Here is a 13,295-nt window from a genome sequence, read left to right as displayed (position 1 = left end):
CCCGGAAACGGGTTCCGCCCGGACAGCGCCTGGGCGCGGCCGGAGATGGCGATCCTTCTCGACCGCCTCCGATGCAAATCATGCTAACCGGATTTTCGCTGTTGTAAACAAAAATGACTCATGGTTCATGATTCATTTTGTTTGACAGGCTCGCTGGCCGCACCTAGGCTTTTCGTCATGAATGGTCCCGCCACACTGGGAGAATCCGGAAGTCATGCCGCGCCAGCGAAAGGCACGAAGGGCAGGCTGACGCGCGCGGAAAAGGCGGAGGCGACACGCAGCCGCCTGTTCGACGCCGCCGTGGAGATCGTTGGCGAATCCGGCTATGCGGCGACTTCGGTGGCGCTCATCACATCTCGTGCCGAGGTCGCGCAGGGTACGTTCTACAACTATTTCGAATCGCGGCAGGATTTGTTGGATCAGCTGCTGCCTGCGATCAGCGACAAGCTGCACGACATGGTGAGGGCGCGTGTCCGCGCGGCGCCCGACAACGCACTGGAGCGGGAACGGGCGCGCATCAGCGCCTTCTTCGAATTTCTCGAGACGGCGCCGCACCTTTTCAAGATACTCAGCGAGGGGCCCGTCCAGGCGCCGCTCGGCTTCCGGCGGCATCTCGACCAGCAGACGGCAAGCTATCGCCGCGCGCTGGCTTTCGAACTGGAACGCGGCAACCTGATCGTCACCGATCCGGAGGAACTGGAGGTGGTGGTGCAGATGCTGCTGTCGTCGCGCGAGTATCTCAGCGCGCGGTTCTGCTTTGTCGACGGTCATTTCACGCGGCCGCCGGCCTTTGTCGTCGATGTCTACATGAAACTCGTCACGGGAACGGTGTTCAAATCATGAAAGCCCTTCTGAGCAAGGCTCCCGGCGGTCCCGATACGCTGGTGCTGGAGAATGTCGCCGAGCCGGCCGCGGGGCCCGGCCAGTTGCTCGTGCGCGTTGCCGCCGTCGGCGTCAATTTTCCGGATTCATTGATCATCTCCGATCGGTATCAGTTCCGGCCCGAGCGGCCCTTCGCCCCCGGCGGTGAGTTTTCTGGAACGGTCGAAGCCGTGGGAGAGGGCGTCACGGATTTCGCGCCTGGCGACCGCGTCCTGGCGATGACGATCTGGGGCGCGATGTCGGAGAAGGTGGCGGTGGACGCCTGGCGATGCGCCCGCATACCCGACGACATGCCTCTCGACGAGGCGGCGGCCTTCCTGCTCACCTACGGCACATCCTACCACGCGCTGGTCGACCGTGCCGGCCTCAAGGCCGGAGAGACGCTGCTTGTTCTGGGGGCCGCCGGAGGCGTCGGACTTGCCGCCGTCGAGATCGGCAAGGCGCTCGGCGCGCGCGTGGTTGCCGCGGCATCGAGCAAGGAGAAGGTCGACCTTGCCATCAGCCTCGGCGCGGATGCGGGCGTCGTGTACGATGCGCGGCTGACGGAAGGCGACGGTCAGAAGGCACTCGCGGCCGAGTTCAAGAAGCTCTGCGGCTCCGGCGGAGCGGACGTGGTCCTGGATCCGGTCGGCGGAGCCTATTCCGAGCCTGCCCTGCGCGGCATTGCCTGGCTAGGCCGCTTCCTCGTCGTGGGCTTCCCGGCCGGCATAGCCCGGATACCTCTCAACCTTCCGCTGCTCAAGGGCTGCGATGTGCTCGGCATCTTCTGGGGGGCGGCGATGGAGCGCGACCCGCGGCGTCATCGCGAGGCGCTGACCGAGCTTTTCGCGCTCTACCGGCAGGGCCGTGTGAAGCCGGTCGTATCAGCCCGTTTTCCGCTGGAACGCGGTGCCGACGCGATTACCGAACTGGCGGCGCGCCGGGCAAGCGGGAAGATCGTGGTGACCGTCCCCTGAGCGCGAGGGGACCGACTATTCCGGCGTCTTGAAGTAGTCGGGCTTTCCGGTTGTCCAGGTCTCGCCCCAGAGCTGACTGCCGCCGTCGACCGTCAGCAGCTCGCCGGTGATGTATTTGCCCGACGGCCCCGCCAGATAGACGCAGGCCTCGGCAATGTCCCAGACGTCGCCCGGTCGCATCATCGGGTTCGAGCGCGGATAAGCCGCCCGCGCCTCTGGCGTGTACACTTTCCAGCCCTCGGTTTCGATTGCTCCCGGAGCAACGCAGTTGACGCGGATGTTGAGCGGCGCCCACTCGACCGCCACGCTACGTGTCAATCCGATGACGCCGGATCGCGCGGCGATCGAATGTGCCACGCCGTAGAGGCCGTGGGTCGTCACGACAACGATGTTTACGATGTTGCCTGCCGCGCCGGCATCACGCCATTTGCGCGCGGCCGCCTGCATCATGAACCAGGTGCCGTTGAGGTTGGTGTTGATGACGGCGTTCCAGCCCTTCACGCTGAAGTCGATCGCGGGTTGCGGGAACTGGCCGCCGGCGCTGTTGACCAGTGCGTCGATGCGCCCATGGTCGGTCCAGACGCGATCGAAGAAAGCCGCGACGCTGTCCGGCTCGCGGATATCGACCGTATGGCCGCTGCACGGAAAACCGCGCGCGCCGATCGCGCCGACAACATCGGCGACCTTGCCCTCGCTGCGTCCGGCCACCACCACATGCGCCCCGAGCCGGGCAAACAGCCAGGCTGTCGCGCGGCCGATTCCTCCGGCGCCGCCGGATACCACCACAACCTTGCCCGCGAATGTGCCGCCGGCAAAGACAGTAGGGTGTTCGGCGAGTTCGGCCTCGGTTAACCCGAAAGGTTCGGCTTCAAGCTCGCTCACCGGTCCATCCCCTTCAGCAATTCGCCCGCGATGATCATCTTGCGAATCTCGGTCGTGCCGGCCCCGATCTCCATCAGCTTCGTGGAGCGGAACAGGCGGTTGATCTCCGACTCCCAGATATAGCCGGTTCCGCCATGGATCTGCACGGCGAGATCGAGCACCTTGTGGGCGGCCTCCGCCGCGTACATCACCGATGCGGCCGTCAGCATGTGGATGTCGCCGCGGCCGCCTCCGCCGACTTCCAGCGGTGCTGCCGCGGCCAGGACGCGGTAGGTGAGGCTGCGCGCGGTTTCCACCTGCACATACATGTCGGCCAGCATCGACTGGACCATCTGGAAAGAGCCGATCGGCTTGCCGAACTGCCTGCGCGTCTTGGCGTAGTCGACCGAGAGCTCCAGCGCGCGCTCGGCCACGCCGAGGCACAGCGGCGCAATCATGGCGCGCTCCAGGTCCAGGCCGCTCATCACGACGGCAACGCCGCGATCCTCGCCGCCGACCAGGTTTTCGGCCGGAACGCGACAGTCCTCGAACAGAAGCTCGCCGGTCTGGCTGCCGCGATATCCCATCTTGTTAAGCTTCTGGGCGACGGTGAAGCCCGGCATGCCCTTCTCGACGATGAAGGCCGAAATGCCGTGCGTCCCCTTGTCCCGGCTGGTCTTGGCATAGACCAGCAGCACATCGGCGACCGGCCCGTTGGTGATGTAGATCTTGCTGCCGTTCAGGACGTAGTGGCCGCCGTCGCGGCGGGCGGTCGTGCGCATGGAGCCGAGCGCGTCGGACCCTGCCCCCGGCTCGGTCAGCCCCAGCGCGCCGATCTTGCGTCCGGCGCAAAGGTCCGGCAGGTAGCGCCGCCGTTGGTCCTCGCTACCATTGCGGTAGATGTTGTTGGCGCACAAATTGTCATGCGCGACCCAGGCAAGAGCCATCGCATGGTTCCACCGGGCAAAGCCCTGCAGCACCAGCCCGGCCGCGACGAGGTCGAGCCCGGCGCCGCCATAGGTTTCCGGAATCGTGATCCCGAACAGGCCGTTGTCGCCGATTTTCGGGAACACGTCTTCGGGCCACCACTCCTCCGCGTCCATGCGCTCGGACAGATGATAGAATTCGTTGCGCGCGAAGCGGTCTGCATTGTCGAGGATCATCTGCTGTTCGGCGTCGAGACCGAAGCGGGCGGCCGGATCAGTCTGTCCCGTGGCGTCGCTCATCTGGCGTCCTTCCTCCCTCGTCCAAAGGTTCCGATCTGCATCAGACGTTAATGAGACAATTTCATCATCAGATGATGAAGAGGTTGTCAACCGGCCATTCACCAGGGCGTATGATAGTGCAATTGCCAAAATTTTCACAGGAATGTTCTTGCTGCCGCGATTGACAACGCTGATGAATTCAATTCATTTATGTGCTTGCCGATGCCTGCGACCAAGGAGGACGAGTGGAGGAGCCGGTCAAAATCGAGCGCCGTGGCGCGGCCCTGTGGATCACCATCGATCGCGAGGCGCGGCGCAACGCGCTTAATGAGGCCGTGGCACGCGGTATCGAGGCGGGGCTCGACATGGCGGAAGCCGATCGCGATGTACGCGCGGTGGTCCTGACCGGGGCCGGCGATAAGGCCTTCTGCGCTGGCGGCGACCTGCAATTGCAGGCGGACGGAACGCCGTTCACCATCGATGCAGCCGATCCGCGCCACTATGTGGCGCGGTTGCTGCGCCGGATGGATGCCTGCCGCCTGCCGCTGATTGCGCGGGTCAACGGCCACGCGCTAGCGGGAGGCTTCGGGCTTGTCTGTGCGTGTGACCTGGTCGTGGCGCGCGAGGATGCGCTGGTCGGTGTGTCTGAGGTCAAGGTCGGGCTCTTTCCCATGATGATCCTGCCTTATTTGCTGCGAACGGTTTCCTATCGCCGCATGATGGAACTCTGCATCACCGGCGAGGCCATGACGGCCGGCGCGGCCTCCGCCGAAAATCTGATCAACTACGCGGTGCCGGCCGCAGAGCTGGATACCCGGCTCGATTGGCTGCTGGCGCGTGTCGTGGACAAGTCGCCCACAGGTATCCGCCTGGGCAAGCAGGCGTTGGCAAAGATCCGGGAGATGTCGACGGACAGCGCGCTCGAATACGCACAGTTCATGCTGACCAACATGGTCCGGACCCGGGACGCCCGCGAGGGACTGTCGGCCTTCAACGAGAAGCGCGCGCCGGAATGGACCGCGGAATGAGCGCGGCTGGCCGTGTCGTTCGCATCGGTTGCGGCGCCGGGTTCTGGGGAGACAGCCCGGACGGACCGGCGCAGCTCGTCCGCTCTGGCGGGATAGACTATCTCGTCATGGACTATCTGGCCGAGATCACCATGTCGATCCTGGTGCGGATGAAGGTGAAGCGGCCGGAACTCGGCTATGCCACCGACTTCGTTTCGATGGTCATGAGACCCCTGGCGCGCGATATCGCGGAGCAGGGAATCCGGGTGGTCACAAATGCCGGTGGCGTCAATCCCCTTGCCTGTCGCGAAGCCTTACAGGCCGTGTTCGCCGAAGCGGGGGTGGACCTGAAGATCGCCGTTGTGCTGGGCGACGACCTGTCCGCCTCCTGCGACCGCTATCGCGCCGAGGGCATTCGCGAGATGTTCTCGGGCGCGCCGATGCCGGCGTCATTCTCGAGCGTGAATGCCTATCTTGGCGCCTTTCCGATTGCGGCCGCGCTGGATGCCGGAGCTGATGTTGTCATCACCGGGCGCGCGGTCGACTCCGCCATCGTGCTGGGGCCGCTCATCCACGAGTTCGACTGGCGGCCGACCGACTATGATCTCCTGTCAGCCGGCAGCCTGGTCGGCCATGTCGTCGAATGCGGCACGCAGGCGACAGGCGGCGTATTCACCGACTGGCGAGAGGTGGAAGGCTGGGACGACATGGGCTTTCCGATCGCGGAATGCTCGGCCGACGGCAGCTTTGTCCTGACCAAGCCTGCCGGAACCGGGGGGCTTGTCACGCCACGCACGGTGGCGGAGCAGATCGTCTACGAGGTGGGTGATCCGAGCCGCTACATCCTGCCTGACGTGGTCGCCGACTGGAGCGCGGTCAAGCTCGAGGAGGCAGGGACCGAGCGTGTCCGCGTCTCCGGCGCCCGGGGCGCCGCGCCCACCGCAAGCTACAAGGCAAGCGCGACCTATGCGGACGGTTACCGCGCCGGCGCCACCATGATGATAGCGGGACGTCATGCCGCCGAAAAGGCGATGGCAACCGGCGAGGCGATCCTCAAACGGTCGGAGCGGCTCATGCACGCCGCGGGGTTCGGCGGTTTCGCTGAGACGTCGATCGAGTTGCTGGGCGCTGAATCGAACTACGGCGCCCAATCCCGCGCGACCGGCGCGCGCGAAGTGATCCTCAAGATCGGCGTCCGCCATCCGCAGAAGGATGCGCTCGGGATATTCGCGCGCGAGATCTATCCGGCCGCCACCGCGATGGCGCAGGGCATCACCGGCTTCGCGGGCGGCCGCCCGGAGCCGCAGCCGGTCATCCGGCTGTTCTCCTTCCTCGTTCCCAAGGGGGACATCGCGGCGACGGTCGAGATCGGCGGCACGAGCCTTATCGTCGCCCCCTTCACCCCGAACGACGGCGCAAGCCTGTCTGTTCGCGGGTCGACGAGCGTTTCCGACGCGGATGCCGCGGGCGTTGCTCTCGCCGCCGTCCCGCTGATCGCGCTTGCCCACGGTCGCAGCGGCGACAAGGGCGACATCGGCAATATCGGTGTTCTGGCAAGGCGTGGTGACTATCTCCCATGGATCCGCCGCAGCCTGACCGAGGAAGCCGTGCGGCATTACTTCGCGCATTTCGCCAATGGCAAGGTGGTCCGCTACGACTGGCCCGGACTGCAAGGTTTGAATTTCCTCCTGCATCAGGGCCTCGGCGGGGGCGGCATCGCCTCGCTGCGCCATGATCCGCAGGGCAAGGCCCTGGCGCAAATCCTGATGGATATCCCGATCGAGGTTCCCGCCTTCTGGCTCGACCTGGACGGGCCGTTGGCTGCCTGGCAGGAAGATGTCGCCCCATGAGCGAGACCCCTTTGTTCAAGAAGGTCCTGGTTGCCAATCGGGGCGAGATCGCTTGTCGCGTCTTCCGGACCCTCGATGCCATGGGCATTCAGTCCGTGGCGATCCATCATCGTGTCGAGGCAGGCGCCCGGCATGTGCGCATGGCTTCACAAGCCGTCGAGATCGAGGGTCAGACGCCTGTCGCGGCTCATCTCGACATCGGCCGGATAGTCGAGGCGGCGCTTGCCGTCGGAGCCGACGCCATCCATCCCGGCTATGGTTTCCTGTCCGAGAACGCCCGCTTTGCCGCCGCCGTGGCGCAGGCCGGCATGACTTTCATAGGTCCGGATTCCGAGACAATCGCGCTCATGGGGGACAAGATTTCGGCGCGCAATTTCGCGGCGGCGAACGGCGTCGCGGTCGCGCCATCCGTGATGCCGACGGACAGTATAGAGGACTTCACGAGGCAGGCGGAGACCATCGGCTTTCCGTTGCTCATCAAGGCCGCGGCCGGCGGCGGCGGCAAGGGCATGAGCATCGTCCGCTCAGCCGGCGAACTGCACCGCGCTTCCGCCCTCGCGGCCAGCGAGGCACAGCGCTATTTCGGCGACGGACGGATCTATGCCGAAACCTATGTCGAGCGCCCTCGCCATATCGAGGTGCAGGTGCTGGGGGACGGCGAAGGCGGGGCGATCCACCTGTTCGAGCGGGAATGCTCGGTGCAGCGCCGCTTCCAGAAGATCATCGAGGAGGCACCAGCCGCCAACCTGCCCGCCGGCTTGCGCGACGAGATCTGTGCGTCCGCGGTGCGTCTTGCGTCCGCGGCCAAGTACAGCAATGCAGGAACGGTCGAGTTCATCCTTGGCGCGGATGGACGCTTCTTCTTCCTCGAAATGAACACCCGCCTCCAGGTCGAGCACCCAGTGACCGAGATGATCACCGGCCTCGACCTTGTCCGCGCGCAGATAGAGATCGCGGCGGGCAAGGGACTGCCGCTTCGGCAGGACGAGGCGAAGATCGGCGGACATGCGATCGAGTGCCGGATCTGCGCTGAGGATCCGGAACGCGACTTCATGCCGGAGACGGGCACGATCGCGTATATCGGGGTGCCCGAGGAGCCTTGGCTCCGTTTCGAGAACGCGCTGGACCAGGGCAGGAAGGTGACGTCGGACTTCGATCCGATGCTCGCCAAGCTGGTGGTTCACGGCGCAAGCCGCGACGAGGCGATCGAGCGGTCCATAGCCGCCCTCGACATGCTTGCCGTGCTCGGCGTCAGGACGAATGTCGACTATCTGATGCGGGTCCTCGGCCATGCTTCGTTCCGCGCGGGCGATCTCCATACAGCCTTTGTGACCGAGCATGGCGGTGCCCTGGCGCCGGCTCCGGTCGGCGAGGCCCTGCGCGTCCAGGTGCTGGCGGCGGCGGCGCTCGGCTTCCGCGATTTCCATGAACTCGCGATCCGCACGCCCGAGCCCTACGCGGCCATCGGCGGCTGGAGGAACTGAGCATGGTTTTCAGGCTGACGTTGGACGGCCATACCCACGAAGTGACGATCGTGCGCCGGCGGCCGCACCTGGTGATCTCGATCGACGGCCGAGAGCACGAAATCGACCAGGTGGCCGATATCGGGGACGGGCGCCGCGTGCTTGGCATCGCCGGGCACAGCGTCGCTTTCGCGCGCGCCGGTTTCCACGACCGGCAGATCGTCCGGCTGGCGGGCCGCACATTTGAAGTGGGCATGGTCGATCCCTTCGCCGGCGAGGCGGGCGGGGCAGGCCCGCAGGATGCAATCAAGGCGCCGATGCCTGGCGCCGTCGTCGATGTCCATCGCGAAGTCGGCGACAAGGTCGTCCGTGGAGAACCTATCCTGACGATCGAAAGCATGAAGCTGCAGATGGTCCTGTCCGCGCCGCGCGACGGAGTGGTCGCCAAGATACTGCGCAGTTCCGGCGCCACGTTCGAGAAGGACGAAGTCGTCGCCATGCTCGAGCCACAGGACGTCTGACCATGCGCAAGATCCAGTCCTCGCTCAGCACATCATCGGCGGACTTCCGCCGCAACGACGCGCATAATCGCAGACTTGTCGCCGAGTTCCGCGAAAAGCAGGAGGCCAGCCGGTACAAGCGGCCGACGCGCGACCTCGACCGGTTGGCCAGCCAGGGCAAGATGCGACCGCGGGAGCGGATCGAAAAGCTGCTCGATCCCGGCACGCCCTTCCTCGAACTTTCCTCGCTCGCCGCCAACATGGCCTATGACGGCGATTCGCCTTCCGCGTCCTCGATCGTCGGCATCGGCATCGTCTCGGGGCGCGAGGTGGTGGTGCGCGCCGACGACCCGACGGTGAAAGGCGGCGCCTGGTATCCGCTGACAGCCAAGAAGATCGTGCGCGCGCTCGACATCGCGATGGAGAACAGGCTGCCCGTGATCCATCTGTGCGATTCCGCCGGTGGTTTACTGCAGCTCCAGTCCGAGGTGTTTCCCGACAAGTACATGGCGGGCCGCATCTTCAGGAACCAGTCGATCCTCTCCAAGCTCGGGATCAAGCAGCTGTCGCTGGTGTTCGGACACTGCACGGCGGGCGGCGCCTATATTCCCGGCTTGTCGGACTACAGCGTCATCGTGCGCAAGACCGGGGCGATCTTCCTGGGCGGTCCGCCGCTGGTGAAGGCTGCCACCGGTGAGGAGGTCACGGTCGAGGAACTCGGTGGGGCCGACATGCACACCAGCGTCTCGGGTACCGCCGACTATCCCGCATCGAGCGAGCAGGAGGCGATTCATATCGGGCGCGAGATCGTCGCGCAGTGGGACAGACCCAGGAAGTGGGATTGCCAGCGGGAAACGCCGGAGGACCCCGCCTACGACCCGCAGGAGATTTACGGGATCGTTCCCGACGACATCAAGAAGTCCTTCGACATGCGCGAGATCATCGCCCGCATCGTCGATGGCAGCCGCTTCCATGAGTATCAGCCCAACTACGGCACCACGCTGGTTTGCGGGTTCGCGCACATATGGGGCTTCAAGGTCGGTATCCTTGCCAACAACGGCGTGCTGTTCAACGACTCGTCCCTGAAGGGCGGCCATTTCATAGAGCTTTGCAACCAGAACAACACGCCGCTGGTGTTCCTGCAAAACATTACCGGCTACATGGTCGGACGCGAATACGAGCGCAAGGGCATCACCAAGGACGGCGCCAAGATGATCATGGCGCAGTCCTGCAGCCGGGTGCCGAAATTCACCGTCATGTGCAACGGATCGTTTGGCGCTGGCAATTACGGCATGTGCGGCCGCGCCTTCGACGGACGTTTCCTCTTCACCTGGCCGAACCACCAGATCGGCGTTATGGGTGGCGATCAGGCCGCGAACACGCTTGCCGAAGTCAAGGTGAACCAGATGCGGCGCAACGGAGGAACCGTCGACGAGGCGGAAGTCAGGCGCGTCTGGGACGCGACCCGCTCCGCCTACCAGGAGCAATTATCGGCTTACTATTCGACATCCGAACTTTGGGACGACGGCATCATCGACCCGCTGGACACGCGCAATTCGCTGGGCATCGCGATCTCCGTTTCGCTCAACGCGCCGCTGGGCGAGGCGGGCTACGGCGTCTTCAGGTTCTAGGCAGGTGGCCGGGCCCATCCGCTTCTATTTCGACTTCGCGTCGCCATACGCCTATTTCGCGGCCGCTGAGATCGACCGGATCGGCGAGGAATTCGGGCGGCCGGTGGAGCGGCGGCCGATCCTGGTGTGGGCGGTCCTCAAGGCGCTTGGGATACAGGCGCCAATGGACCCGCCGGCCAAGCGCGACTATTTCCTCAAGGACATGCGGCGCTCTGCCGCTTTTCATGGATTGCCTTACCGCCATCCGGTGAAGCTGCCGCTCTCATCCCACCTGGCGGCGCGTCTGTTCCACGGCTGCTGCGACAGGCTTGCCCAAGATCTCGTCGACGTCTTGGCGCGCCGCTTGCTCAACGCTTTTTTCGTGGAGCACCAGGACATTTCCGACGAGGCAACGCTTGTCGCCCTTGCCAGCGAGACTGGCATTTCCGAGGCGGAGGCGCTTGAAGCGATGCACGGGCAGCTCGGCCGTACGCGCTTGGAGGCTGCCGTGCGCGAGGCAATCGACGCAGGGGTCGTGGGCTCGCCCTACGTCCTGGTCGACGGAGAAGGGTTCTTCGGGGCCGATAGGCTTCCGCAACTGCGATGGTTCCTGGCAGGAGGTGGTGGATGAACCGGTACGAAGACGTGAGCTACAGCGTGTCCGACGGGGTCGCGCGCGTCGCGGTCAACCGACCGGCGAAGCTCAATGCCTATCGCAACCAAACGGCCGACGAACTGCGTGCCGCGATCACCGAAGCGGCCTCCGATCGCGATGTGCGGGCGGTTCTTTTAACCGGAGAAGGAAGGGCGTTCGGGGCAGGCTACGACCTGTCGACGATCGACCCGGGCGATACTCCCGCGCTCGACGATGTGCTGGAGCGCCACTTCAACCCTCTCGTCGAGACAATGCGGGCGTCGCGTTTGCCCATCGTGGCAGCCGTGAACGGCCCTTGCGCCGGCGCTGCCGTGGGTATCGCGCTCGCAGCCGACATCGTCATCGCCGCCCGCTCGGCCTATTTCTACGAGCCTTTCGTCGGCATCGCGCTCGTGCCCGATGCCGGCAACACGCTTTTTCTTTCGCGCATCCTTGGCCGCGTACGCGCGTCCGGCATGATGTTGTTGGGGGACCGGATCACAGCGGAACGCTCGCTGCAATGGGGCCTTGTCTGGGAGATCGTGGAGGACGACGGTCTGCATGCCGCCGCTCTCGCGATTTGCGCGCGGCTCGCGGCTCTCGACGCGCAGGCGGTGGCGGCTACAAAGCAACTGATAGCGGGCGCGGCTGATTTCGGCGCGAGCGAACAGCTTCAACTTGAGCAGGATCTGCAAGGCGAGGCGGGCCGTTCTCCGGCGATGAAGGCGCGCATCGCGGAGTTCTTCGCTCGGCGGAAAGAGTAGGATCCGGCAATGGAGACAGCGCTGAGACCGCCCCGCTTCATCGATAGCGACCATCCCGCTGTGCGCGAGTTCGCCGCCCGGCACGCGGGGGCCGGCGGGCCGCTCGAAAGAGCGGTGAACCTCGCCGCGCTTTCGCCGCTGCTCGATGACGCTGTCTTCGCAGGCGGGCGTTCTATCCGCGTTTGCTCGCCCATCTCGAGACCGGGCGCATGAAAAATCCCCAGGATGCCAGAAGGAACGGTGACAGCATATGACCATCCAGACGACCTACATCCTTTCGGGCGTACGTACCGGCATCGGTACTTTCGGTGGAACGCTTAGCGGCGAGGAGCCGGCCGCGCTTGGCGCCAGGGTAGCCGCCGAAGCGATCAAGCGCGCCGGCATCGAGCCTTCCGAAGTCGGCCATGTGGTCTTCGGCAATGTGATACCGACCGGACCGAAGGATGCCTATCTCGCCCGCGTGGCGGCGATCGACGCCGGCATTCCCAAGGAAACACCTGCCATGACGTTGAACAGGCTCTGCGGCAGCGGCGCGCAGGCCATCGTGTCGGCGGCGCAGTCGATCATGCTCGGTGACGCTGATGTGACGCTTGCCGGCGGCGCGGAAGTGATGAGCAGGGCGCCGCACTATCTTGGTGTCGGGCGCTTTGGGCAGAAGATGGGGGATGTCTCCATGGCCGATGGCCTGACGGGCGTCCTCACCGATCCTTTCGGCAGCGGCATCATGGGCATGACGGCCGAGAACGTGGCGGCGAAGTTTGGCATATCGCGCGAACAGCAGGACACCTTCGCTCTGGAGAGCCAGCGCCGCGCCGCCGAGGCGATCAACGCCGGCCATTTCAAGGAACAGATCCTGCCGATCGACGTGACGGCTGGCCGCAAGACGGTAAGGTTCGAGACCGACGAACATCCAAAGCCGGGCACGACGGCCGAATCGTTGGCGGCGTTGCGACCGGCCTTCAAGAAGGACGGCTCGGTTACGGCGGGGAATGCCTCCGGCATCAACGATGGCGCCGCGGCCGTTATCCTTGCGGGCGAGGGCTATGTGAAACGCAGCGGCGCAAGGCCGCTCGCCAGGATCGCGGCCTACGCGCATGCCGGCGTCGAGCCGGGCATCATGGGCATTGGTCCGGTGCCGGCGGTGCGCGCGCTTCTCGCCCGCTCGGGGCTTCAGATCGAGGATTTCGACGTGATCGAGTCCAACGAGGCGTTTGCCGCGCAGGCCCTGGCGGTCAATCGCGAACTCGGACTGGATCCTGCCAAGGTGAACCCCGAAGGGGGCGCTATCGCGTTCGGCCATCCGGTCGGCGCGACAGGCACGATCCTGACCGTCAAGGCAATCAATTACCTTCAACGGACCGGGGGACGTCTCGCGCTCATCACCATGTGCATCGGCGGCGGGCAAGGCATAGCGCTGGCTGTAGAAAGGATCTGAGCCGCGGCTTTCGGCCACCGTCCTGTCTCTGTCTCGGCACGAACAGATCTCCCGCCCACGCACCGCGCTGGCGATGAAGTCGGTCATCGCCTTGATCCGTGCGAGGCCGCGCGTATCCGAATGCTCGG

Annotated in this window: 12 protein-coding genes; 10 read left to right on the top strand and 2 right to left on the bottom strand. The window is 65.1% G+C overall.

Features of this window, described 5'->3' with window-relative positions; translation table 11 throughout:
• Positions 1 to 177: 177 nt before the first annotated feature.
• Positions 178 to 843 (top strand): TetR/AcrR family transcriptional regulator, encoded by a 666-nt coding sequence (locus AC07UC_RS30250; protein WP_202323762.1) that lies wholly within the window; start codon positions 178 to 180, stop codon positions 841 to 843.
• Positions 840 to 1,838, top strand: coding sequence for an NADPH:quinone oxidoreductase family protein (locus AC07UC_RS30245; RefSeq protein WP_494908407.1), 999 nt, complete (start codon positions 840 to 842; stop codon positions 1,836 to 1,838). Before AC07UC_RS30250 ends, AC07UC_RS30245 begins: the two co-directional genes overlap by 4 nt.
• A 15-nt stretch (positions 1,839 to 1,853) precedes the next feature.
• Here AC07UC_RS30245 and AC07UC_RS30240 read toward each other — a convergent pair whose 3' ends face one another.
• Both AC07UC_RS30240 and AC07UC_RS30235 read right to left on the bottom strand, forming a co-directional pair.
• Positions 1,854 to 2,720, bottom strand: coding sequence for an SDR family oxidoreductase (locus AC07UC_RS30240; protein WP_140775029.1), 867 nt, complete (start codon positions 2,718 to 2,720; stop codon positions 1,854 to 1,856).
• Positions 2,717 to 3,925, bottom strand: coding sequence for an acyl-CoA dehydrogenase family protein (locus AC07UC_RS30235; RefSeq protein WP_494908406.1), 1,209 nt, complete (start codon positions 3,923 to 3,925; stop codon positions 2,717 to 2,719). The genes AC07UC_RS30240 and AC07UC_RS30235 overlap by 4 nt, the downstream gene beginning before the upstream one ends.
• 224 nt (positions 3,926 to 4,149) lie before the next feature.
• Here AC07UC_RS30235 and AC07UC_RS30230 point away from each other — a divergent pair, with 224 nt between their 5' ends.
• The 8 genes from AC07UC_RS30230 to bktB all read left to right on the top strand — a co-directional run bounded on the left by AC07UC_RS30230 (position 4,150) and on the right by bktB (position 13,167).
• Positions 4,150 to 4,932 carry an enoyl-CoA hydratase-related protein gene (locus AC07UC_RS30230; RefSeq protein ID WP_494908405.1) on the top strand — a complete coding sequence of 261 codons (783 nt, stop codon included), beginning with the start codon at positions 4,150 to 4,152 and terminating at the stop codon, positions 4,930 to 4,932.
• Positions 4,929 to 6,761 (top strand): acyclic terpene utilization AtuA family protein, encoded by a 1,833-nt coding sequence (locus AC07UC_RS30225; RefSeq protein WP_494908404.1) that lies wholly within the window; start codon positions 4,929 to 4,931, stop codon positions 6,759 to 6,761. Before AC07UC_RS30230 ends, AC07UC_RS30225 begins: the two co-directional genes overlap by 4 nt.
• On the top strand, positions 6,758 to 8,245 hold the full coding sequence (locus AC07UC_RS30220; RefSeq protein ID WP_494908403.1) for an acetyl-CoA carboxylase biotin carboxylase subunit: 1,488 nt from the start codon (positions 6,758 to 6,760) through the stop codon (positions 8,243 to 8,245). The genes AC07UC_RS30225 and AC07UC_RS30220 overlap by 4 nt, the downstream gene beginning before the upstream one ends.
• A gap of 2 nt (positions 8,246 to 8,247) precedes the next feature.
• Positions 8,248 to 8,745 carry a biotin/lipoyl-containing protein gene (locus AC07UC_RS30215; protein WP_494908402.1) on the top strand — a complete coding sequence of 166 codons (498 nt, stop codon included), beginning with the start codon at positions 8,248 to 8,250 and terminating at the stop codon, positions 8,743 to 8,745.
• Positions 8,746 to 8,747: 2 nt separating this feature from the next.
• Complete coding sequence (locus AC07UC_RS30210) at positions 8,748 to 10,355, top strand: acyl-CoA carboxylase subunit beta (protein ID WP_494908401.1); 1,608 nt, start codon at positions 8,748 to 8,750, stop codon at positions 10,353 to 10,355.
• 4 nt (positions 10,356 to 10,359) lie between these two features.
• On the top strand, positions 10,360 to 10,965 hold the full coding sequence (locus tag AC07UC_RS30205; RefSeq protein WP_494908400.1) for a 2-hydroxychromene-2-carboxylate isomerase: 606 nt from the start codon (positions 10,360 to 10,362) through the stop codon (positions 10,963 to 10,965).
• Positions 10,962 to 11,732: an enoyl-CoA hydratase-related protein gene (locus tag AC07UC_RS30200; protein WP_494908399.1), complete on the top strand. Its 771-nt coding sequence runs from the start codon at positions 10,962 to 10,964 to the stop codon at positions 11,730 to 11,732. Before AC07UC_RS30205 ends, AC07UC_RS30200 begins: the two co-directional genes overlap by 4 nt.
• A gap of 250 nt (positions 11,733 to 11,982) precedes the next feature.
• A complete protein-coding gene (bktB, locus tag AC07UC_RS30195; RefSeq protein WP_140775038.1) occupies positions 11,983 to 13,167 on the top strand; it encodes a beta-ketothiolase BktB in 1,185 nt (394 codons plus the stop codon).
• Positions 13,168 to 13,295 lie beyond the last annotated feature (128 nt).

The organism is Mesorhizobium sp. GW821-FHT04C10 (assembly GCF_059420305.1).
The sequence above is the reverse complement of the archived record's forward strand: the minus strand, read 5'-3'. Positions and strand labels throughout refer to the sequence as shown.